This window comes from Chloroflexota bacterium, assembly GCA_016219275.1.
GTDB lineage: Bacteria > Chloroflexota > Anaerolineae > UBA4142 > UBA4142 > JACRBM01.
In genome coordinates, this window is record JACRBM010000023.1 from 23,821 (window position 1) to 44,872 (window position 21,052).

Below are 21,052 nucleotides of genomic sequence, written 5' to 3' on the forward strand. Positions count from 1 at the left end.
CCACAAACTATGATTTTGACTTGCCAAGCCAAAAACAAGATGGTATAGTGCGCGTTGGAGGATTAAATTGAATCTAGACAATGCGCGTTCGACTTTTTCGCAGTATCGTTCTCTCACCGCCGCGACGCTCGGACATTTCAGCGTGGATATGTATTCGGGCATGTTGCCGATGATTCTCGTCGTACTCACCGACACATTGCACCTGACATATTTTCAAATCGGTTTCATCTCAACGGTCTACAGTCTCGCCGGCTCGTTGAGTCAACCATTTTTCGGTTGGCTGGGCGATCAACGCGGCAATCGCCCGATGGCGGTGTTGGGCGTCGCCGGCATTGCGGTGACGGTCGGCGTGATGCGATTTGTGGATGATTACTATGTTCTGCTCGCGCTCTCGATCATCGCGGGGTTGGGTTCGGGCGCGTTCCATCCGCAGGGCGCAACGCTCGCCGCGGATGTGCCGGCGAAACAGCGCGGCGTCGCGGCTTCGATTTTCATGTTCGGCGGCAACGGCGGCTATTCGACTGGTCCGATTTTCGGGACTGCGCTCTTTGGGTTGACTGGCGCGTTGATGCCGCAAACGTTCGCGGTGTTGGGGTTTGCGCAAGCCGCGCTGATTTTTTGGTTGCTCGCGGAACGCCAGCGTCAGTTCCACGCCGCGCCGACCAAACAACCAATTGCCGCGGCGAAAGTGATGGCGCCGATCGCGGTCATTATCATATTGACGCTCGTCATCTTTTTTCGTTCGTGGATGAGCGCGGCGGTTTCGACGTACGTGCCGCAAGTGTTCAAGTCGTTCGGGTACTCGAACGACGATTCGGGGCGCGTGTTGTTCAGCGTCTTGTTCCCCGTCGCCGTCGGCGGTTTGATGGGGGGCACGCTTTCCGATCGCTTCGGGCGTCGCCGCGTGTTGATCGCTTCGACGATTCTGAGCGGTCCCGCGTTAGTCGGATTGATGCTGGCGAATGGCGCGATGGTGTACGCCTCGGGTGCGCTCCTGGGTGTCGCTATCGGCGCATCGTTTCCGGTGACACTTGTGATGGCGCAATCGCTTGTTCCGCGCGGGCTGGGGTTGATGTCCGGCATCGTCCTGGGATTTACGTTTGTCGCCGGCGCGGTGGGCACTGCCGCGAGCGGTTATGCCGCCGATACGATCGGGCTGTTGCCGACGATGTACCTGAACGCGGCGTTGCCGGTGATCGCGGGTTTGCTCGCGTTCTGGTTGCCGAAGGATGAATCGCCGCAGAAACAACGCGCGTAGTTTGCCAATGTCCGATCAACCACAAAGCATGGGAATGCCCACTGCGCGGAAATTTTGGCTTGGCGTCAATTGTGATATAATCTTACACATACGCTTGTCTTTGTTCCTGGTATGATCCAGTTCGCTTCTCATCACGGAGCGCGCGATGTTTACACGCGGGATGCAAGCGCAATTGAATAGCGATTCGAACCCAGCAACTATGGCACCTGCTTGTTGATGCGCGTGCGCGCGTCGGCGGCAGGTGTTTTTGTTGGAAGACGGGGTGAATACGCTTCGCGGGTACATTCCGGAATTACTTGGGTGCGGTAGTATCGAGACGACCGAACGTGGAATGCAGAAAATCAAAAGCCCGCTCGACAATATGAAACTAGATGACGTCAAGTAAAAGATGTTCACGCGTTTTTGCATCAGACAAAATAGAAAGCCAAACGCAGAAAAAATGAGGAGGAGTCGGCATAGATGGATGAGACCTGACCAGGTCAAAATAGTTACGGAAAATGCCGTTTGGTTTTCCGCAATCGGCATTGCGGGAAGCAAGGAGTTTCGCGATGGGCGAGTTCCGTTTGAATGTCCTGGGATGGCAAAGGTGGGTATTCAGATAGCCGATAGAGTGGACGCCCATCGCGAAACATACGCCGCCCAACCGCGCGCGCGGGAAGGCGCGTGACACCAGGACGTCGAAGCGCGCGCGCCGTCGTGCGGCTCTAACGTTTCGCGCCATGCCGCTGATATTTGAATCGAATCTTTCGTCAGAAGAATGGAGAAGTTAGCAAAATGAATTTGACCTCAATCGAGGAATGGCTCAAGGGCACTATTCCTGGAATTATCGTGCTTGGCATCATCGCCAGCATGATTGCATACTACCTAATTCAGGTGCTAGCCAAGCTTTTTCGTCAGTGGTTACCAAGCAGTTGGCGAACAATTTACAACTATGTCTACGACAAGGGGTATCGACAGGGTGCTATGATGGCATTCTTTGGGAGTAGCTCTGATGATAGGGCTATTCTGGTGTACGTCGTTTATCATGCTTTGGTAACACTGCTGGCAGCGTTAAGCGGCATCCTATTCTTTGTAATATTTCTTTTCGCGGCGACCACGAACAGTTACCCTCTGACAATAACCAGTTTTCTATCTGTTGTCGTGGCAATTGCCAGTCTATACATAGCGAGTATCGAATTCTTATACGTGCAGATGACTTACCATTTCCTTGTAGAGAAGACGTTCGAGCAGGACTTTGGGCAGCAGTACAGGGAAATGAAGAGCACTCAAGTACAAGATATGTCGGATACTCATTAACAGAGATTGTTGCTCACACCAGAACACGGCGTGAAACACACACACGCCGATTCCGCCACGGTCGCCGCCTTTTGGCGGGCGGTGGTTTGCGCTGGCAAACGTACTTGCATTTCGCAAGCCACCTTGCCGCGGAATCAGCCAGCGGCAGCATTCTGCGGCATGGCTTTTCAATCAAGACACTGTCGCTCACGGCGAATTAGGCGTGTGGGCGAAAAGATAGGGAGATGATGAAAATGTCCAGCCATCCCACAGTTACCATTGATATCTTGAAAGAAATTACCGAAGCATTCAATCGGCATGATTTGGATGCCATCATGGAGTTCTTTGCGGAAGATTGTACCTTTGACCTGCCCCGTGGTTCTTCTCCCTGGGGAACACGTTATATAGGCAAGGCGCAAGTCCGCGAAGGACTTGCGAGCCGTTTCAAGGGACTTCCCGATGTTCATTATGGAGATGCTCGTCATTGGGTGTGCGGCAACATGGGTGTTTCTGAATGGACATTGACAGGCACGACGACCTCGGGTGTTCGCGTTGAAGTACGTGGTTGCGACCTCTGGGAATTCCGTGAGGATAAAATCATCCGAAAAGATTCTTACTGGAAGATAGTCGAGTAAGAGAATCTCGCTATTCCTTGAGCGACAAACACGCACGAATGCAGAAACACGCGCGCACGGCGACCACGCCACGTACACGGCTTTTGGCAAAGTTGGTTGGCGCAGTTGGACGGCGGCTCCATTTCGCGTGTGACTTAACGCGGTCGGTGCGTTACGGCGTTTGGCGTCATTCCTTTTCAATCGGAGTGCGACGCAACATACCAGCATCTGAAAACATAAACCGCCGCGCAATGGCGACGGTTCGAGCATTCGCAAAGTTGCTGGACAATTATCGCAACGGCAAGTAGACCATTCTATCCGTGTATTCGTTTTCTGTGGATGCCGTCCATATCAGCAACAGTTCTTCGATAGTGTCGTTGATGCTCATCTTGTCGTTCATAACGAGGATTCCTGGGATGTGTCGTCCTTGCGCTAAATGGTCTTTCAAGTGTGGTGGCATGGATGCGCGGTTGTTCGTTACCAAAATGAACGCGTGCTTCTCGCACCAATCTAAAATGTCTGGGTCAGGTGTTCCTCTTGGCGGCACACCAACCATACCCACACGCCAGACAACCAGCGTCCGCTCTCGCTTCAACAACTCGGTGCGATAAAGCGGATGAACGTTTTCGTCCAGCAGAAAACGAATGGTATTCATCTCGCCTGTGCCATTGCCGCTTTTTCACGTTCGGCTTTTAGCGCACGCAAACGAATAACTACAGGTGGGGGATTGCGGTCTTGCTCTGCGCGCATCTGGTCTCCCCACTCCAACCAAGCAGTAATGTATGCTTCTACTTTCTCGCGGTTGTGAAGATAGTAAAGAATGGTGGCTTGAATCTCCTCAAGCGTCAATGTTGGAAAATGTTGTTGAATCTCTTGAGGAGTTTGCTCGCGATAAATATAATCATACAAAATTGATTCGATGCCAACGCGCGATCCCTTGATGCGAATATCATCGGGCGCAAGAAAATCAAAATAATCTTCGAGTTGCATAGTACTCACCTCCGACACAGATTATATCACAGAACGATGGACGCCGCCAAAGGCGCACTGGCTGACAATGCCGCGCGTGAAATTGCCTAGCTTTGCGATGTTGAATTGTGCCGCATTGTGCCTTGCTCCATCGTTTCTCGTTTTTGTAGATCACGCAGTCTGGCTTCGCCATGTTTTCCCTTCGCGAGTATAATGCAAGTACATTTTTCGAAGGAGACCCTGATGCCCAAACGCGCTATCACCGTTGACGATTTGTTCAACATTCGACTTGTTTTCGATCCGCAGATTTCGCCCGACGGCAAAACCGTTGCGTTTGTTTTGACGACGCCCGATCTCGCGCGCGATGCGTACCACTCGCACATCTGGCTCGTGCCAAGCGATGGTTCGGCGTCGCCGCGCCAATTCACGTTCGGCGAAGGCAAAGACCGCGCACCGCGTTGGTCGCCGGATGGCAAACGGCTTGCGTTCATCTCGGATCGCGAAAAGGACAAGGCGGAGCAACTCTGTCTCATCGCGATCACCGGCGGCGAAGCGCAACGCCTCACCGACGACGCGAACAAACCGAGCGCGCCGGTCTGGTCGCCTGACGGCACATTGATCGCGTACACTTCGAAGGTGGTTACACAAGACTCAAAAACCGCGAACGGCGTGCGCGATAACTCTGACGTGAAATCGTACACGCGGCTCAACTATAAAGCCGATGGCGAAGGATTGTGGGATTACGCGTGGCGACAGGTCTTCGTCTTCACCCCTCTCCCCTCTCCTGACCAAAAGTCAGGAGAGGGGAGAGGGGGCAGGGGGAGTGGGGTGAGGCAACTCACGCGCGGCGCGTTCAACCACACCGCACCGACCTGGTCGCCCGATAGCAAAACGCTTGTGTTCGCGGCGAATCGTACCGCGCGCGCCGACGAAACGAACGTCACCGATTTGTGGGCAGTGCCGGCGCAGGGTGGTGCGATCAGACGGCTCACGCGCGGCAGAGGTCCAGCGAGCGCGCCGGCGTTTTCGCCCGATGGCAAGTGGCTCGCGTTCGTTGGACATGCGAATGAATTCTCGCGCGTGACCCAGCCCGGTATCTATCTGCTTCCGGCGCGCGGCGGCGTGGTTCGCAAACTCACGATCAATTTTGATCGCGGGTACGGCAGCACGATTGTCACCGACCTACGTGCGGGCGAAGAGTCTGTGCTTGCTCCGCAGTGGTCGGGCGATTCCAGCACGGTGTACTTTCTCGCGACCGACGGCGGCACGAGTAATGTTTACACCGCGACAATGCGCGATCTCCAGGTCAAACAGGTTACACAAGGCGAACACCAGGTCTTTGATTTCTCGTACTCGCGCGCGGCGAATCGTTTTGCGCTGGCGATCACCGATGCGCTCAACCCGAACGATGTGTTTGTCGCGCGCGCGAACAATCCGCGCCCGACGCGTGTCACGCGTGTCAACGCCGATTGGCTCGCGTCGGTGCAACTTGCCATGCCGGAGCGATTCACGGTGCCGCGTGACGATGGCTGGGATGTCGAAGCGTGGTTGATGAAGCCGATTGGCTGGCGCGCCGGGAAGAAATATCCGGTCGTGTTGGAAATTCACGGCGGTCCGCACAGCGCGTACGGCGCGGCGTTCTTTCACGAGTTTCAACTGTTGTGTGCGCGCGGATTCGCCGTCGTGTTCACGAATCCGCGCGGCAGTGCCGGCTATGGTCAGGATTTCGTCAAGGCGACGTACCACGATTGGGGCGGGGGCGATTATCGCGACTTGATGGCGGCGATGGATCACGCGCTCGAAAAATGTCCCTGGCTTGATAGCAAACAGTGCGGCGTCGCGGGCGGATCGTACGGCGGGTACATGACCGATTGGATTATCACGCACACGCATCGTTTTCGCGCGGCGGTCGCGATGCGCGCGCTCAATAATTTTTACTCGTTCTACGGCACGAGCGACATCGGACACTTTTTCGCGACGGACTGGGAAGTGGGGGACGAGCCGTGGAATAATCCGGAGGAATATCTCGCGCATTCGCCGATCGCGCACGTGGCGCAGTGCCAGACGCCACTGCTGATTTTGCACGGCGAAAAAGATATGCGTTGTCCCACCGAACAAGCCGAACAATTTTACATCGCGCTCAAAAAACTGGGCGTGCCGACCGAGTTCGTCCGTTTCCCCGATGCGTCGCACAACTTGTCGCGCAATGGCAAGCCGAAACTGCGAAAGGAACGGTTAGAACGAATTGTCGCATGGTTTGCACGCTACTTGAGGTAAAAATAAAATCCAGGTTTCTCCCCTTCGGAGAAACCTGGATTTTATTTACGACGCGAATAGCGCACCGGTGCGCGCGGGCAGGTGAATGCCGCGCGCGTATCCGTCTTGCACGACGATTTCTTCGCGTGACCATTCCTCGATCAAGCGCGTGTCGTTCGGCGCGAACGGCGCGACGCGCACATCCAACGTGACCGGCTCGCGGCTCGCGTTGATGGCGATGAGCGCGCAATCACCCTCGCGATGCCGCGCGAACACGATGACCTTGCCCTCGGCGTACAGCACGTGGAAACTGCCGCGCCGCAACGCGGGATGATTCGTGCGCGCCAGGGCGAGCCGCCGCGTCCACTCGATCAACTCGCGATTGACCCGCGCCGGATCCCAGATCATCCCGCGCCGATTGTCCGGGTCTTTGCCGCCTTCCAACGCGATTTCATCGCCATAGTACAGCATCGGCGCGCCGACGAACGCAAAGAGCGTGAGCAGTGCGAGTTTGAATAAACCGAGATCGCCGCGCAAGAGCGTCGCAAAGCGCGCGGTGTCGTGGCTATTCAGCAGATTCATTTGCGCGAAGGTGATGTCTTCGGGATACCAGGTCAATTGATCGGCGAGCGCGCGCGCGAACGCGTCCGCATCCATCGCGGGCACGTCGCCGTACGTGTGTCCGTAGATCAGCCCGCGCGTGGTGTGGTCGAGATCGGCAAAGAAACCAATCGCCGCGCGCGTGAACTGATAATTCATCACCGCGTCGAACTGATCGCCTTGCAACCAGCGGTCGGCGCGCTGCCAAATTTCGCCGACGATGTACGCCTGGGAGTTGATCGCTTTGACGCGGCGGCGAAACTCGCGCCAGAATTCGTCGTCGTCAATTTCGCTCGGCACGTCGAGCCGCCAACCGTCAATGCCGGCGCGCGTCCAATGCTCCGCGACGCGAAAAATAAACTCGCGCACCTGGGTGTTGCGATGGTTGAATTTCGGCAATGCCGGGATGCCCCACCACGCGTCATAGTTGCTCGCGCCCTCGTATGCCTTGACCGGAAAACCATGAAAGTTGAACCACTCGCGGTACGGCGACCGCGCGCCGTTTTCGAGCGCGTGGTTGAATTGATAAAACCCGCGGCTCGCGTGATTGAACACGCCGTCGAGAATCACGCGCAAGCCGCGCGCGTGCGCCGCGTCGAGCAAGGTCTGGAACGCCGCGTTGCCGCCGAGGATCGGGTCAATCTGAAAATAATCGTGCGTGTGGTAGCGATGATTCGCAGTGGATTGAAACACGGGCGTAAAGTACAGCGTGTTCACACCCAGGTGTTGGAGATAATCGAGTCGCTCGACGACGCCGAGCAGATCGCCGCCTTTGAATCCGAACGCCGTCGGCGGTGTGTCCCAGGGTTCGAGGTTGTCCGGTTTTTCGACCTGACTGTTCGAGGCGAAACGGTCGGGGAAGATTTCGTAGATGATGGCGTCGTGCACCCAGTCGGGGGTTATGGCTGACATTCACTAGTGCTCCGGGAAGAATTCATGCGCGAGATGATAACATGATTTGCGCGGCGTGTCCAGTTATCGAGTACGGCTTTTCAAACGTCCGGAGAAAAATGTCATTTCGACGCGAAGCGAGAAATCTCCACCCGCTAAAGCGAGATTTCTCGTCGCAAAAAACGCTCCTCGAAATGACAGCAAAGGTTTGTCAAGCGACTTTTGAAAAACCCTGGTTGTCGAGCGAAAACAGCAACCGTCTGCATTACGCAGACGGTTGACTCGGCATTGCCAATTTTCGCGTGGTGGTAATGTCGGATTGTACGATCACTGCCCCAGTCCGACGATAATCAAGCGCGCGTTCACCGTGCCGCTACTCGCGTTGCCTTGAACGGTAATGCGTTCGCCGGCTTTCAAATCGGCGTTTGTGCCCGGGACCATTTTCTGAACATTCGTTTGCGCGTCCAGGTTCACGTTGACCGTACTGCCGTCTTGCGCGGTCACTTGGAGCGTGTTGCCTTGAATGCTTTTGATGATGCCGGCGGTGCCGCGTAACGCGGCGAGTCCTGCGCCGCGCGCTTGGTTTTGTTGACCGGGTTGGGTCGCGGCGTTCGGGTCGGCGGATGGATTGCTGGGCGCGGCGCGCGCGGCAAAGAATTCGGCGCGCACATTCGTGGCTTCAGTCTTGCCTTGATCCACTCCGTACAGATAACCGGTCGCCGCGCCGGCGATGGCGGCGATCAGGATAAAGACGATCATTAAAACGGTTTTCATCGCGGCTCCTTAGGATGAGTAATGATTGTAGAAAAAAGTATCAATCAGTAATTTGCCGATGTAGCAAATCAAGAAAAAAATAATGATTGGAATTTGGATGTACGCGACCCAGATGTGGGGCGCGAGTCGCGGGAGCGGTATGTTCGCGAGCAACCACGCCAACGTCGTGGCGATGACCACGCGCACGAGCAACGCGCGCCAACGTCGCGACGCGTGGCTTGGGACGGGGGTCGGGTGATGGGACCGATTGCTCACGACAAACTCTCCAATCGGCAGTAGACCCGAAGGGTTGCTTGGCGCAAACCCTTCGGGTCTGGGTTGTACTATTCGCGCACGAGCACCAAATCCACTTCGAGTTTGATATTATCTTCGATGCTCAACACGAGCGGCACACTGGGTCGGGTCAGACCAAAGTAGGCAAAGTTGAAACTGGTTTTGGCAGTGCCAATGCCTTGGTTGCCGTTGACTTTGCCTGCCACATCCCAGGTAATGGACTTGGTCACATCGCGTACGGTCAAATCGCCAATCAATTGAAAGGCGACATCGCCGTCCTTGACTGGCAGAGGAAATCCTTTGGCTTCGGTCGGCACAAATTCCGCAAATGGAAACCGGTCGCTCTCCAACGTGTTGCGGCGCAAGAATTGGTCGCGGCGATCTTGATCGCTCTTGAGCGTCCGCAAATCCACGCGGAACTTGGATTGTTCTTTGACGATCGTACCGTCCGGTCTGCCGACAATCGTACCGGAAACTACTTTGGTCGCGCCGATCGCGTCGCTCGGCAGGGACACGCCGGCGAGTTGCTCGCGCACGCGAAAGCGCGCTTCGCTTTGTCCTTCCTTCATCACGATGCGAATCACCGCGCGCGTCGGCTCCGCCGCGACGGCGGGCTTGGGCGCATCAGTTGGCTTGGGCGCATCGGTCGGTTTGGGCGCGGGCGTCGGTGGCGGCGGGGTCGCGGTGGGTGCGGGCGTCGCGCACGCGACAATGACCAACGCGAGAATCGTTAGAACGATGATTTGGCTAATGCGGTTCACACTTCCTCCTTAAATAGGGTTTCAAACAGCGACTGCTCAACCTTCGCAAGGTTGGGCTGGGTAGATACTTTAACATACGGCTAGGCAGCGGCGGAGGTTTTATCGCGCCCAGTCAATCATACGCTCGTTCGAAAAATTATACACGATGCCGACCGAATCGGTGACATTCTTGAGCACTTGGCGCAAACCGGTGCCATCAATATTGATCGCAAAGAATTCCCATTTGCCGTTGCGGTCGGACAAGAAAATGAGTTGAGTTCCGTCGGGCGACCACGCCGGCGCGACGTTGTTGACCGGGCGAAACTCGAATGGATTCGCCGGGGTCATGCCAGTGATGTTCGTGCCATCCCAGACCATGATCGCAACTTGCCAGTGATCGTTCTGCCAAATTTGCAGCGCAACGCGATTGCCGTCCGGACTCAATGTCGCGGTTTGCACGCGCGGATTCGCATCGTAGATCGTCTTGACCGTATTGCTGATCACGTCGGTGCGGAGCACGCCGACATCGGTATAGCCAATATAACGCGGGTCGTTGCTCCACGAGGGCGAGAAACAGTGGCGCGTGCAAGCCGGTTCCGTGAACTGGGTTTCCGTCTCGTTCTCGCTGATCACCTTGTCGAGTTCGACGACACCCAGTTTCCAATACGGCTCGGCGGGCAAGGTAAAGGTCGAACGACCGAACGCGAAGCTGGATTCCGGTTTGCCGCCCTTTTGTTGTGAAAAGACGATTTTCTTGCCGTCGGGACTCCAGCGCGGCGAGACGAGCTGGGACGACGCAAAGACGCCGCGCTCGTTCGAGCCGTCGGCATTCGCGACACGCAAGCCGCCGTTCGCGCCCCAACGCGCGAACGCGATTTGTGTCGCGTTCGGCGACCAAGCCGGGTCAATGCCTTCGTTGAGAATGCGCTTGAGTCCAGAGCCATCGCCGTTCACGGTGTAGATCGGTCCGCCCGCCCATTGTTGGAAAACGAATTTACCGGTGGCGACGCCTTGAGCAACCGGTGTTTTGAATATCGGCGTGGGGTACGGCGAGGGAGTGGGCGTGGGATAGAGCGTTACGCTCTCGCCGGTCACGTACGCGCGAAACGTGATAGATGTGTTCGCGTTGTCGTTGAACACAACCGCGTAGAAACGACCCGGGAAATTGAACGCGCCTTCCCAGGTTTGCTTGTAGACCTTGATCTCATCGTTCTGGGGCGGTGCTTTGGTGCCCCAGCCAACCGGTTTGATCTTGGGGTCTTGAATCCACTCGTACGCTTGCTGAGGCGTGAAAATCGCCAAGCGCACATTGTCGGTTTGATAGTCAGTGAGTTCCGCGCGGATTTTCGAGCGGTCGCCGGAGTAGTCAAAGTAAAACCACATACTCGATTGGGGCGCGAGCGTGGTCGGCGCGCCGCTGATCATCAACGCTTCAAACGGACTCGACCCAGGATTGTCCGCGAAGATGCTGGGTACTGCAAACGCGGCGAATGCCGCCGCAACCAACAAAATCAAAAGCAGCCATTTCAATTGTTTCATCATGTCCTCTTGTTGGAATTGGTACACAGTCAACAGTCAATAGTCGTCTACTTTTGACTGTTGACTGTTGACTGACGACGGGCAACTTATTCGTAGCGCAACGCGTCAATCGGGTGCAAGTTCGCCGCGCGGTTCGCCGGATAAATGCCAAAGAACAGACCGACGCCGACCGAAAATCCGACGGCAAGCAAAACCGAATCGAAATCCACGACGGTGTTCAACGCGCTATTGCCCATTTGAATTCCGGAAATCACGCGCGCGATGAGCGCGCCAAATAAAATGCCGATCAAACCGCCCGACACGCTCAGGATAATCGCTTCGGTAAGAAATTGGACCAAAATGTCGGCGCGGCGCGCGCCAATCGCTTTGCGAATGCCAATCTCGCGCGTGCGTTCCGTCACCGAGACGAGCATAATGTTCATAATGCCGATGCCGCCGACGACCAACGAAATTGCCGCGATGCCGCCGAGAAAAATCGTGAGCGTGCCGGTGATCTGGCTCGCGGTGTTCAAAATGTCTTGCTGACTTTGAATCTGAAAATCGTCCTGAAACAAAACGCGATGACGCTCGCGCAACACCGCGCTAATGTCCTGGACGACCAAGTCTTGCACCGCGGGATCGGTGATCTTGACGTTGACGGTGTTGACATTGTTCTGCCCGCGAAAACGGTCGCGCCCAAGCAAGCGGCTCGTCGCGGTGGTGAGTGGCACAATAACTTGCATGTCCACGTTCATAAACCCAGTGCCGCCACGCGGCGCCAGTACACCGATCACGCGAAAATTTTGATTGTTGAGGCGGATCGTTTGCCCGATCGGATCAAGGTCGCTGAACAAGGTCGTCGCCAATTGACTACCCAGGATCGCGACGGTCGAACGCGCGGTGATGTTGGCATTCGATACGAATTCGCCCGAGGCGAGCGTCGCGTTCATGATGTCGAGGTACTCGGGCGTGACGCCGAGCAAACGCGCGTTCGCGTTCGTGCCGAGATAGACGACCTGCGCGCCGCCTTGCACTTCGGGCGCGACGCCGATCACGTCCGGCAAACCGACGAGCGCGTCGGCGTCTTCGAGCGTCAACGTCGCCGCCGAACCTTGCGCGGTCGCAACGCCTTCTTGCCGCACCGCGCCGGGTCGGATGAACAACAAGTTCGTGCCGATGCTTTGGATTTGATTGATGATTGTCGCCTGCGCGCCGCGTCCGATGGACATCATCGCAATGACCGCCATCACGCCGATGATGATGCCAAGCATCGTGAGGATCGCGCGCAGTTTATTCGCGGTGAGACTGCGAATGGCAATCCGCACACTTTCGAATAGATTCATCTTGACTCCCTCGTCAATTGTTCACGATCATGCCGTCGCGCACGTGGATCAGCCGGTTCGCTTGCCCGGCGACGCCAGGGTCGTGCGTGACCAAAATGACCGTCATGCCATGCTCGCGATTGAGCGCCTTGAAGATGCCGATGATCTCGACGCCGGATTTCGAATCGAGGTTGCCGGTCGGTTCATCGGCGAGAATGATGCTGGGGTCGTTGACGAGCGATCGCGCAATCGCGACGCGTTGCTGTTGACCGCCGGACAGTTCGTTCGGGCGATGATGCACGCGATCTGCCAAGCCGACGCGCGCGAGCGCGTCCAATGCTTTTTGCCGGCGATTCGGCGTGCCGGCGTAGACCATCGGCAATTCCACATTGTCGAGCGCGGTCGTGCGCGGCAACAGGTTGAACGATTGAAATACAAAGCCGATTTTTTTGTTGCGAATTCCGGCTTGTTGATCGTCGCTCAACTTGGACACGTCCACGCCGTCGAGAATGTACGTGCCGGCGCTCGGCGTATCGAGACAGCCAATGATGTTCATCAGCGTAGATTTGCCGGAACCGGACGGACCGATGATCGCGACCATTTCGCCGCGCCCGATGTCGAGGGTGACGCCGTTCAGCGCGTTCACCTGCACATCGCCCATTTGATACACTTTGGTGATGTTTTCAAGTTCGATCACGGCGGACATAACGACCTCACTTGAACTACCTTCGCAATATCACAACTTTTTTTAGCCACACGCTTTGCGCCACACGGAAACACACCGAAAATTTTTCCGTGAAATTCAGCGCGTCGCGCAGCGTGTGGCAGAAGAAGAAATGTGACTTGCCAAAATACTCGCGCTTACCTGGGAATGAGAATCGGACCTGCGCCCGGCACGCCCAAGCCACCGGTCTGGCGGGTTTGCGTTTGCTGCAACAATACTTGGTCGCCTTCGCGCAAACCTGCCACGATTTCAATATTCTGATCGCCGGTCATCCCGGTCGTGACCGGCATCGCGATTTGCTGACCTTTGTAAAGAACCGTGACGACGCGTTGCGTGCCTTGCGTGCGAACCGCGCGCGTCGGTAGCATCAACACGTCTTCGCGTTTTTCGATCGAGATCGCGAGGTTCGCGGTCATCCCAGGTTTGATCGCGCCGTCGTTGTTGTTGACGATGACGGTGAGCGGAAAATTGACGACGCCTTGCGTGATCGTGCCGACGGGACCGACGGCGAGCACCTTGGCAGTGTACGTCTTGCCTGGGATCGCGTCAAGCGTAACCTGCGCGGTCTGGTCGGCTTTGATCTTGGGTATATCCACTTCTGCGACCGTCACTTTGATTTGTAATGTACTCACATCCACGACCGTGATTGCGTTGCCGGTGCCCGCCGAATCGCCGACGCTAAAGTTAAGCGCGGCAATTGCGCCGTCGTACGGTGCGTAGATGCGCGCCTTGTCCACATTGCGTAGCGCCTGTTCGACCGCGACTTGATCTTTGTCCACCGCCGCCTGCGCGGTTCGCAGTTGCGTGTCCAGGTTGCGCTGCGCTTGTTCGAGCGCGACCTGGTCTTTGTCAAACTGGGTTTGCGCGGACTTGAGCGCGGTGTCATTGATCGTCGCAATCGTCAAATTGTAATTCGCGAGCGCGGACTGGTAATCGAGTGTGGCTTGCTGTAAATCGCTCGCTTGCTTGGTGAGCGCCACATCGCCGCGCCACGCGATTTGATTGTACGCGCCTTGCGCCTGTTGCAACGCGACCGCCGCTTTTTCGAGCTGGGTCTTGGCGATGATGATTTGATTCGCGTTTTGCGCGTTCTTGGCTTTGGCGGCGTCGAGGTTCGCTTGCGAACTAGCGAGCGCGCCTTGCGCGTTACGCAGCGCAAATTGCAAGTTCGCTTTGGTCTGGTCAAGACTGGCTTGCGAACTGGCGAGATTCACTTTGGCAGTCTTGAGCGCCAAGTCCAGGTCGGTCGTGTCCAATTCCATCAACAACTGACCTTTCTTGACCCGGTCGCCGATTTGAACGTTGACCTTGGCGACGCGCCCCGACGTTTGAAATGCCATCACCGCGTCTTCCGGCGCGGCGACGTTGCCAGCCGCGCTGACTGTCGCGGCAATCGTGCCGCGCTCGACAGTTGCTGTTTGCAGACGCACGCTCGCCGCCGCCGCGTTCGCGCTCACTTTCTGCCAGCCGAGAAAACCGGACACGGCGACGATCACTAACACGACAATCAACACCATTGTCATTTCGCGTTTCATTCCAAAACCTCGATCAATTATTTCGAATCGCTCGCGCCGCGAGTAGGCGTCGCGGGAGTGCGTGTTGTAGTCGTCCCAAGTTGGCTGATCAATTTGGCGACGATTTGACCCTGGTCGTTCGGCGAGCCGATCACGGCGATCCGGTCGCCCACGCGCAATTCCGCCAACGTGATCGTTTTGCCGCGCGTCGCGCGTTCGATCAGTGTTTTCTGGTCTACGACGACTTGTACGATTCCATCGCGTGTGGCGAGCGTAATGACCGGACCTTCGATAGATTGAATCGCACCCAGCGCACCGTGACCGCCAGGTATCACGCGTGGAGCGTCGGCGCGAGTGGTAAAGCGGACGCTCATTCGCCCGGCGACAAATCCCGCGCCAAACACCAGAGCCAGTATAATAACAGCGCCGAAAATTAGCAATCCGCGACGCGTCGTTGCGTTTTTCATTTATCTCCAGCTTTCACTTGTAACTGAATTTGATTAAACCCAGATGAGAATTGGAATTCAAAATAACTTTTCACCCACGAAGGACACGAAGGAACACGAATTTTTCTGCTTTTCTTCGTAAACTGGGTGTTCTTCATGGAAAAAATCGTAATTCCACAAATGTCGGGTATGTTAGCTCTTGTCCGGCGCAAAGATTGCCTGCGGATGAACTGAGTCCAGCCATTGTTGCGCCAAGACGGCAACGGTGAATAGCGCAAAGAGCGTCAGGAACATTTCCGAAATCGGCAAGAGTTCGAACAACGCCGAGAGTGATTCAACGAAATGCGTTTGGACTATTTCGGGATGACTTGCAATCCAGAAAAAGAAATCCACCGCGTTGTTATCTTCGAGTGTGACGATCATCGAAAAACCGAACCAGAGCAAAAGCAGGATCGAAAACAAGGTTGCCGCGGCGATGAGCGGCGCGCGCGAGCGGCGCGCCTGGTCTTGCGTCGTGCGCCATTCGATCGCGGTGGTGATGAGTGTCGCGAGATCGCGCGGCGCGGTCGCGCGGGGCAGCGCGCGCAACGCGGCTTCGACGCGTTGCGCGTTCGCCGCACGGGCGCGGCACCGCGCGCATTCGGCGAGGTGTCGCGTGACGCGCGCCTGTTCATCCGCGTTCAGCGCGTCATCCAGATAGCGTTCCAGGTCGGTTGCGGTGAGATGCTCGTTCATTTTGCTTCTACTCAGCCCATCCTTGCGAAGGTTACCAAACCTTCGCAAAGTTGAGCAGACCTTTATTTTTCTTTCTGTTCGTTTTCTGCAATGTGGGCGCGCAGTTGTTGCTTGGCGCGGCGCAAGTGCGTGCGAACGGTATTCAACGGCAAGTCCAAGGTTTGCGCGATGTCTTCGTACGACAACTCTTCGATATAGCGCAGCGTGATGACGATTTGATAGTGCGGCGGCAACGCGTTGACCGCATCCGATACGCGCGCGTAGAGTTCTTGCTCCGCGAGTTGTTCCCACAAGGGCGACGCGCCATCGGCAAACATCTCGTCGTCGCGCAGTTCTTCCGCGCGTTCCAGGTCGGCGAACAGCAAGGGTTGGCGTTTGCGCGCCCGGTCGCGGCACGCGTTGACCGCGATGCGAAAGAGGTACGGCTTGAACGGCGCATCCACGCGCACGCGGTCGCGCGCGGTGAGGACGCGCAGAAACGTTTCTTGCGTAATGTTTTCGGCTTCCATCGGGTCGCGCAACCAGCGCAAGGCGAGATTGTAAATTGGCGGGGTGTACTGTTCGACGAGCGCGCGAAACGCGTTCGCATCCCCTTGTTTGAATTGGACGAGCAGTTCCTGATCCGGAGCAAGCATAGCAGCTGGTCAAGACTCTTTCTATAACACGTTGCAAGCGTCGAAAAGTTTCAATAGGGCAATAAAGTATCGTATCGCGTGGCGCAACGTGCCAATACCAAGAGCAGCGCGCCAACGAGAAAACGAAGATGATGCACGGTGGGATGATTATAGCACATCTTGCGATGGCTCTGAAACTTGCGTTGGGAGCGCGAGTGACATGTGGTTGGAATTATTTTACTGCCAAGAATGCAAAGAGCGCAAAGGACAGCGACGGGTTTGCATGCCAAACGCGCGGTTGTCGAGGCGGGGTTACAGGTGTTGAGCCAAGTTATCGCTCAAGCCAGTATCCGATGTTTGCGTGGCAACGTTCGTTACGAGGGTTATTTTGATGAGATGCGCGCGTGATTCACGATTGAATCGCGCCAAGGTTAGCTTGGAGGTACTCTTCCATCGCGGGAGCAAGGTCGGTCAATGATCGAATTCGCCCCGCGATTTTTTCGCGCCCCGCGCCAACCAGGATCGTCGGCACCGGATTGAGCGTGTGACCTTTAGCAGACGTATCTTCGACGTTACCATGATCGCTCGTGGCGATGACGAGCGTATCGGCGAGATTCGTTTCCGCGAGCACTCCCGCGACCAGTTCATCCACTTCGTCCAACACGCGTAGCGTGTACTCCGCGTTGTGTTTGTGCCCTGCCGCGTCCGTCAAAAAATATTCGAACACGGTAAACGCGTGTTCGCGCGCAATGCGCGCGAGAATGTGCCCGGCATCGCGCGCGGTGATGAGCGGAACATCCGCGCCATGTTCGATCCAGAGTTTATTCGTGACGAATCCGCTGACCGCGCGTCCATCGCGCAAATCGTCAATGTCGCGATAGCGCACACCCGCCGCGCCCACCGCGTAGGCGGTCGCCGAGCGGCGCGCTTTGTTGCGTTTGAGTCGGTCGAAGAAGAAGGGTGGATACGCGTTCGCAAATGCCGCGCTCGCGCCGGACGCGATGATGCTCCGAAAAATGTTGTGTTCGGTGAGAATCGCGCGGAGCGTGTCGTTGGGGTACGGACCAGAATGCGCGCCATTTGCGTGCGCGGCGTTGACGCCGGAGAAAATCGTCGTTTGCCCGGTACCGCTCTGCGGCAACCCAGGCACGCCGAGCGTCGCATCCGTCGGCACGAGCGTGGCGCGCGTGGAACGATAGTGCCCGTTCGTGTTTGTCGGCATCGCGCCGTCGAACAAGCCGCGCAGCGTGGGCATGGGCGCAGTCAAAAAAGGATTGGTCGCCGGATCATCCGCGCCCAATCCCCAGCCATCGAAAAAGAGGAACAAGAGTCGGTTCGTCAATTGGTCGGTTTGATAGAAGAGTCGAGCCAGGTTTACGGCGTGTGGTCGAGCGCGTAGTAATGACCGTCTATCCACACGAGCGGACTTGCGTCGCGCGCGTTCCCAAAGCCGAGCGCGACGACCTCGCCAATGAAAATTGTGTGGTCGCCGGCGTCGTGCGTCGCCACGACGCGACAATCTAGGTATGCGACGCTCTCATCGAAAATCGGCGCGCCAGTCGTCGCCGCGTGATACGGAATATCGAAGAACGGGTCGGGCGGTTGCGGCGCTTGTTTCGCAAAGCGTTTCGCGAGATGTTCCTGCGCCTGACTTAGGATGTTGATGGCGAAACCGCCGGTGCGCGCGACGAAATCGTACGTCGTGTTGTGACGTTTGATGCAGACGAGCACTAACAGCGGATCGAGCGATACGGACGTGAACGAGTTCGCGGTCATGCCGTGAATCTGCGCGCCGTCGCGCGCGGTGAGGATGGTCACGCCGGTCGGCAAGCGGCGCATCACTTTACGAAACTGGGTCGCGTCTATCGGCGCGTCGGCGCGCGCTAGAAAAGTTTGTAGTTGAATCATCGTGAGCGCATTGTAGCAGATTCACGCGCCGAGCGCATAAAGAAATCACAAAACTTGTTACCCGATCACGCGCAGACGTTTGGGCAAGATGTGAATATCCAAGCGATCTACTGCATCGAACCAAATCTCGCCGTCGGTCTCGAACTCGAATGGCTTGGCGCTTTCGACGATGACGCGCGCCGAGCGCGCCACCTTGACGCGCGGGTCGGTGATGTGGGTGCCCTTCATCACTTTGGGAATGAGCGAGAGAATCCCCGCGCGTCCCAGCCCGTCCGCGACCGTTACGTCGAATAGACCATCGTCGGGTTGCGCGTTCGGCGACATCCAAAATCCGCCGCCGATGCAACGACCATTGCCGACCGTGATGAGCGTGCTCGTCTGGTTGATCGTTCGGTCGTCGAGTGTCAGTTTCAGATCGTCAATCGCGAATTTGATCAGCGTCTTGAAAATCGCGGCGAGGTACATCGCGGTGCTGGTAAGCTGGGGAAAGGAGTGCGCGTGTTTGTTGGCTTGCGCGGCAAAGCCCGTGTCGAGTGCGTTGAGAAAATAGCGACTCGCCGATTCGGTGCCGCGCGATGCCGTGACCTGGCATACGTCCACGAGACGCGGCGCGCTGTTGAGCAGATTCTGCACGGCGGTCTGCCAATTCGGTTGCGGCGAACTGGGAGTGCGCGGCGCGGGAAACATTTTCGCAAAATCGTTGCCCGACCCGATGGGAATAATGCCGAGCGTGCCGGCGGTGCCGTCGCCCGCGGCGCGCATCAAGCCGTTGACGACCTCGTTCGTCGTGCCGTCGCCGCCGACCGCGATAACGTTGACGTAGCCGTCGCGTTTCGCGTCGTGCGCGAACTGAATCGCTTGCAACGGACCGGTCGTGCGCGCAAGATCGAACGCCATGCCGCCCGCGCGTAACGCGGCTTCGATAGAGAGCCAGACCCGCGCGCCTTTGTCGTTGGCGGAATGGGGATTGAGGATGATACAAGTCTTGTCCATGATTTCTCCTATTCAGTTACAACCCCGTTGTCGGGCACGCGTTGCGCGTTATTCCAACTGAATGCGTACGATCACGCGATTCTGCGCGAATGGCGCGAGCGAATTCGCGTCGGGCGCTTGACCGACCGCGAGCCGGAACGCGCGGCGAAACATCGGCGAATGTTCGACGAGCACGCACAAACCGGCGATGACGGACACATTATCTTCGAATACCTGGGCGTGCCCGGTCATTGGCTTGCCTTTGACCCACACGCGCACCGGCGCGCCGCCGCGTAGATTTTTCCACCACGACCGCGCGGTGCGGCTAGTGAACACGAGTGTGTTGTCATCGCGCACGTAATTGACCGGCGTGCTGAATGTCTTGCCCGATTTTTTGCCGGCGAATTCGACGAGCATCGTATCGCGGCTGAGGATGCCGTGCAGAGACGACTGCAAGAGGGAGCGGTTGATCGCGTTGAAGAATTGCATAAACCAGTTTGACATAGAGTTCCTTCGCGATTGAATCTGGTCAACTGCGCTTTCAGGGAACGCTCAGACCTAGCCGTTTTGCAAAACTTTTAACCCACTCGCGTTGCGCGCCAAACTCCGCGCCGCCGAGGGTTGCTTGGACGACCGGGCGCGTGTGCCAGTCCCATGCCCATTCGATCCAGAGTATGCCATCCAATTTACCGCGCGCTTGCAAATCGGACGACCAAAGGAGGTCCGCCATTTGCTGTAATTCATCGGGCTTGGGCATATAGTACCACGAGTTTTCATCTGTGGGAATGCGCGTGGTCGCGCCGAATACTTGCGCGTTTGTCCAGAGCTGCGCTCTGGGGTCTTCGCGCTTGATGACGGCGCGCGCGCTCCGTTGTTGGGCGAGCAAATCATCGCGGCGGAAACGGTTGCCATCGCCAGTATTGCGAAACTCGCTAGCGCTGATGACGCAAATATCGCACTGACCACTTTTGAAAGTAAAGTTGGGATTGTTTTCCGTTTCGGCTCGAGCGAGCGATTTGTTGAACGTGACCATCACGCGCACATTTGGCGCGAGGTCTTTGACCTGGCGATACAACGCGCGCAAACGTTCGGTTGAAATGACGCCATTGAATTTTGGATTGTATGGATCGTCTATAATCGCGAACGCGTACAGCGAAGGTTGCGTTTGCGCCGCACGGAGAAACGCTTCGTTGATGCCCAGGTCAAAGCGCGACTCTTTCCACACAGGAGGCGCATTGTTGAACGTGGCGATCACCGCGAGATTATCCTGTTCCGCCGCTTGGAGATACGCGAGCCAGTCGTACGCGTTCGTCGTCGGCGCGAACGATTGTGCGACCGCGTTAAAGCCCAATGCCTTGAGCGCGCTAAATTGGAGACGTATCCCGCCGATGTTCGCGGCGTTCGCGCGATCCATCGGCACGGGCATCGCGGCGACGAAAGGAAATCCTGGCACGATCGGGCGATGTGTGGGCGAGGGCGAAGGCAACGGCAAGGTTGGCGCGACCGGCACGAGCGAAACTGTCGGCGCGGGGACGCGCGTGACCGGGCGCGGGGTTGCTTCGGTGCACGACACCAGCGCGAGTAGTGCGATCATGCAGAGCGCGATGACGAATTTACGCACGAGTCCTCACATAAAAAACCTGTCCACC

22 protein-coding genes are annotated in these 21,052 nt (G+C 56.9%); 4 read left to right on the plus strand and 18 right to left on the minus strand.

Annotated features, from left to right (window positions below; translation table 11 throughout):
* Window positions 1-67 precede the first annotated feature (67 nt).
* The 3 genes from HY868_04130 to HY868_04140 all read left to right on the plus strand — a co-directional run bounded on the left by HY868_04130 (window position 68) and on the right by HY868_04140 (window position 3,168).
* Complete coding sequence (locus tag HY868_04130; GenBank protein ID MBI5301303.1) at window positions 68-1,258, plus strand: MFS transporter; 1,191 nt, start codon at window positions 68-70, stop codon at window positions 1,256-1,258.
* A 774-nt stretch (window positions 1,259-2,032) separates the two neighbouring features.
* A complete protein-coding gene (locus HY868_04135; protein ID MBI5301304.1) occupies window positions 2,033-2,554 on the plus strand; it encodes a hypothetical protein in 522 nt (173 codons plus the stop codon).
* Between the two features lie 233 nt (window positions 2,555-2,787).
* The gene (locus HY868_04140; protein ID MBI5301305.1) at window positions 2,788-3,168 is read left to right on the plus strand and encodes a nuclear transport factor 2 family protein; all 381 of its coding nucleotides are present in this window, start codon (window positions 2,788-2,790) and stop codon (window positions 3,166-3,168) included.
* A gap of 268 nt (window positions 3,169-3,436) precedes the next feature.
* Here HY868_04140 and HY868_04145 read toward each other — a convergent pair whose 3' ends face one another.
* Together HY868_04145 and HY868_04150 are read right to left on the minus strand one after the other, a co-directional pair.
* The gene (locus tag HY868_04145) at window positions 3,437-3,802 is read right to left on the minus strand and encodes a DUF5615 family PIN-like protein (protein ID MBI5301306.1); all 366 of its coding nucleotides are present in this window, start codon (window positions 3,800-3,802) and stop codon (window positions 3,437-3,439) included.
* Window positions 3,799-4,137, minus strand: coding sequence for a DUF433 domain-containing protein (locus HY868_04150; GenBank protein ID MBI5301307.1), 339 nt, complete (start codon window positions 4,135-4,137; stop codon window positions 3,799-3,801). The genes HY868_04145 and HY868_04150 overlap by 4 nt, the downstream gene beginning before the upstream one ends.
* Before the next feature lie 222 nt (window positions 4,138-4,359).
* On the opposite strand from HY868_04150, the gene HY868_04155 reads away from it, so the two are divergent.
* Window positions 4,360-6,393, plus strand: coding sequence for a S9 family peptidase (locus tag HY868_04155; protein ID MBI5301308.1), 2,034 nt, complete (start codon window positions 4,360-4,362; stop codon window positions 6,391-6,393).
* A 45-nt stretch (window positions 6,394-6,438) separates the two neighbouring features.
* Here HY868_04155 and HY868_04160 read toward each other — a convergent pair whose 3' ends face one another.
* The 16 genes from HY868_04160 to HY868_04235 all read right to left on the minus strand — a co-directional run bounded on the left by HY868_04160 (window position 6,439) and on the right by HY868_04235 (window position 21,024).
* The gene (locus HY868_04160; protein ID MBI5301309.1) at window positions 6,439-7,884 is read right to left on the minus strand and encodes a glycoside hydrolase family 13 protein; all 1,446 of its coding nucleotides are present in this window, start codon (window positions 7,882-7,884) and stop codon (window positions 6,439-6,441) included.
* Between the two features lie 306 nt (window positions 7,885-8,190).
* Complete coding sequence (locus HY868_04165; protein MBI5301310.1) at window positions 8,191-8,637, minus strand: hypothetical protein; 447 nt, start codon at window positions 8,635-8,637, stop codon at window positions 8,191-8,193.
* A 9-nt stretch (window positions 8,638-8,646) separates the two neighbouring features.
* The gene (locus HY868_04170) at window positions 8,647-8,892 is read right to left on the minus strand and encodes a hypothetical protein (GenBank protein MBI5301311.1); all 246 of its coding nucleotides are present in this window, start codon (window positions 8,890-8,892) and stop codon (window positions 8,647-8,649) included.
* Window positions 8,893-8,960: 68 nt separating this feature from the next.
* On the minus strand, window positions 8,961-9,671 hold the full coding sequence (locus HY868_04175; protein MBI5301312.1) for a YceI family protein: 711 nt from the start codon (window positions 9,669-9,671) through the stop codon (window positions 8,961-8,963).
* A 99-nt stretch (window positions 9,672-9,770) separates the two neighbouring features.
* The gene (locus HY868_04180; GenBank protein MBI5301313.1) at window positions 9,771-11,189 is read right to left on the minus strand and encodes a PD40 domain-containing protein; all 1,419 of its coding nucleotides are present in this window, start codon (window positions 11,187-11,189) and stop codon (window positions 9,771-9,773) included.
* A gap of 86 nt (window positions 11,190-11,275) precedes the next feature.
* On the minus strand, window positions 11,276-12,511 hold the full coding sequence (locus HY868_04185; protein MBI5301314.1) for an ABC transporter permease: 1,236 nt from the start codon (window positions 12,509-12,511) through the stop codon (window positions 11,276-11,278).
* Window positions 12,512-12,524: 13 nt separating this feature from the next.
* Entirely contained in the window at window positions 12,525-13,187 is a 663-nt protein-coding gene (locus HY868_04190) for an ABC transporter ATP-binding protein (GenBank protein ID MBI5301315.1), read from the minus strand.
* Window positions 13,188-13,351: 164 nt separating this feature from the next.
* Window positions 13,352-14,749 (minus strand): efflux RND transporter periplasmic adaptor subunit, encoded by a 1,398-nt coding sequence (locus HY868_04195; protein MBI5301316.1) that lies wholly within the window; start codon window positions 14,747-14,749, stop codon window positions 13,352-13,354.
* Between the two features lie 17 nt (window positions 14,750-14,766).
* Window positions 14,767-15,195, minus strand: a complete 429-nt coding sequence (locus HY868_04200; protein ID MBI5301317.1) for a hypothetical protein — start codon at window positions 15,193-15,195, stop codon at window positions 14,767-14,769.
* 171 nt (window positions 15,196-15,366) lie between these two features.
* The gene (locus tag HY868_04205) at window positions 15,367-15,909 is read right to left on the minus strand and encodes a zf-HC2 domain-containing protein (protein ID MBI5301318.1); all 543 of its coding nucleotides are present in this window, start codon (window positions 15,907-15,909) and stop codon (window positions 15,367-15,369) included.
* 62 nt (window positions 15,910-15,971) lie between these two features.
* On the minus strand, window positions 15,972-16,544 hold the full coding sequence (locus HY868_04210; GenBank protein ID MBI5301319.1) for a sigma-70 family RNA polymerase sigma factor: 573 nt from the start codon (window positions 16,542-16,544) through the stop codon (window positions 15,972-15,974).
* Between the two features lie 388 nt (window positions 16,545-16,932).
* Window positions 16,933-17,865 (minus strand): hypothetical protein, encoded by a 933-nt coding sequence (locus HY868_04215; protein MBI5301320.1) that lies wholly within the window; start codon window positions 17,863-17,865, stop codon window positions 16,933-16,935.
* Window positions 17,866-17,897: 32 nt separating this feature from the next.
* Window positions 17,898-18,431, minus strand: coding sequence for a flavin reductase (locus tag HY868_04220; GenBank protein MBI5301321.1), 534 nt, complete (start codon window positions 18,429-18,431; stop codon window positions 17,898-17,900).
* 57 nt (window positions 18,432-18,488) lie between these two features.
* Window positions 18,489-19,424, minus strand: a complete 936-nt coding sequence (locus HY868_04225) for a diacylglycerol kinase family lipid kinase (GenBank protein MBI5301322.1) — start codon at window positions 19,422-19,424, stop codon at window positions 18,489-18,491.
* A 48-nt stretch (window positions 19,425-19,472) separates the two neighbouring features.
* Window positions 19,473-19,907: a nitroreductase family deazaflavin-dependent oxidoreductase gene (locus HY868_04230; protein ID MBI5301323.1), complete on the minus strand. Its 435-nt coding sequence runs from the start codon at window positions 19,905-19,907 to the stop codon at window positions 19,473-19,475.
* 37 nt (window positions 19,908-19,944) lie between these two features.
* Entirely contained in the window at window positions 19,945-21,024 is a 1,080-nt protein-coding gene (locus tag HY868_04235; protein MBI5301324.1) for a hypothetical protein, read from the minus strand.
* Window positions 21,025-21,052: the final 28 nt, after the last annotated feature.

Excerpts from the sequence above, each read along its gene's own strand:
- HY868_04135 (MBI5301304.1), top strand. The coding sequence starts at position 2,033 with ATGAATTTGACCTCAATCGAGGAATGGCTCAAGGGCACTATTCCTGGA.
- HY868_04140 (MBI5301305.1), top strand. The coding sequence starts at position 2,788 with ATGTCCAGCCATCCCACAGTTACCATTGATATCTTGAAAGAAATTACC.
- HY868_04145 (MBI5301306.1), bottom strand. The coding sequence starts at position 3,802 with ATGAATACCATTCGTTTTCTGCTGGACGAAAACGTTCATCCGCTTTAT.
- HY868_04150 (MBI5301307.1), bottom strand. The coding sequence starts at position 4,137 with ATGCAACTCGAAGATTATTTTGATTTTCTTGCGCCCGATGATATTCGC.
- HY868_04155 (MBI5301308.1), top strand. The coding sequence starts at position 4,360 with ATGCCCAAACGCGCTATCACCGTTGACGATTTGTTCAACATTCGACTT.
- HY868_04160 (MBI5301309.1), bottom strand. The coding sequence starts at position 7,884 with ATGTCAGCCATAACCCCCGACTGGGTGCACGACGCCATCATCTACGAA.
- HY868_04165 (MBI5301310.1), bottom strand. The coding sequence starts at position 8,637 with ATGAAAACCGTTTTAATGATCGTCTTTATCCTGATCGCCGCCATCGCC.
- HY868_04180 (MBI5301313.1), bottom strand. The coding sequence starts at position 11,189 with ATGAAACAATTGAAATGGCTGCTTTTGATTTTGTTGGTTGCGGCGGCA.
- HY868_04185 (MBI5301314.1), bottom strand. The coding sequence starts at position 12,511 with ATGAATCTATTCGAAAGTGTGCGGATTGCCATTCGCAGTCTCACCGCG.
- HY868_04195 (MBI5301316.1), bottom strand. The coding sequence starts at position 14,749 with ATGAAACGCGAAATGACAATGGTGTTGATTGTCGTGTTAGTGATCGTC.
- HY868_04200 (MBI5301317.1), bottom strand. The coding sequence starts at position 15,195 with ATGAAAAACGCAACGACGCGTCGCGGATTGCTAATTTTCGGCGCTGTT.
- HY868_04205 (MBI5301318.1), bottom strand. The coding sequence starts at position 15,909 with ATGAACGAGCATCTCACCGCAACCGACCTGGAACGCTATCTGGATGAC.
- HY868_04210 (MBI5301319.1), bottom strand. The coding sequence starts at position 16,544 with ATGCTTGCTCCGGATCAGGAACTGCTCGTCCAATTCAAACAAGGGGAT.
- HY868_04220 (MBI5301321.1), bottom strand. The coding sequence starts at position 18,431 with ATGATTCAACTACAAACTTTTCTAGCGCGCGCCGACGCGCCGATAGAC.
- HY868_04225 (MBI5301322.1), bottom strand. The coding sequence starts at position 19,424 with ATGGACAAGACTTGTATCATCCTCAATCCCCATTCCGCCAACGACAAA.
- HY868_04230 (MBI5301323.1), bottom strand. The coding sequence starts at position 19,907 with ATGTCAAACTGGTTTATGCAATTCTTCAACGCGATCAACCGCTCCCTC.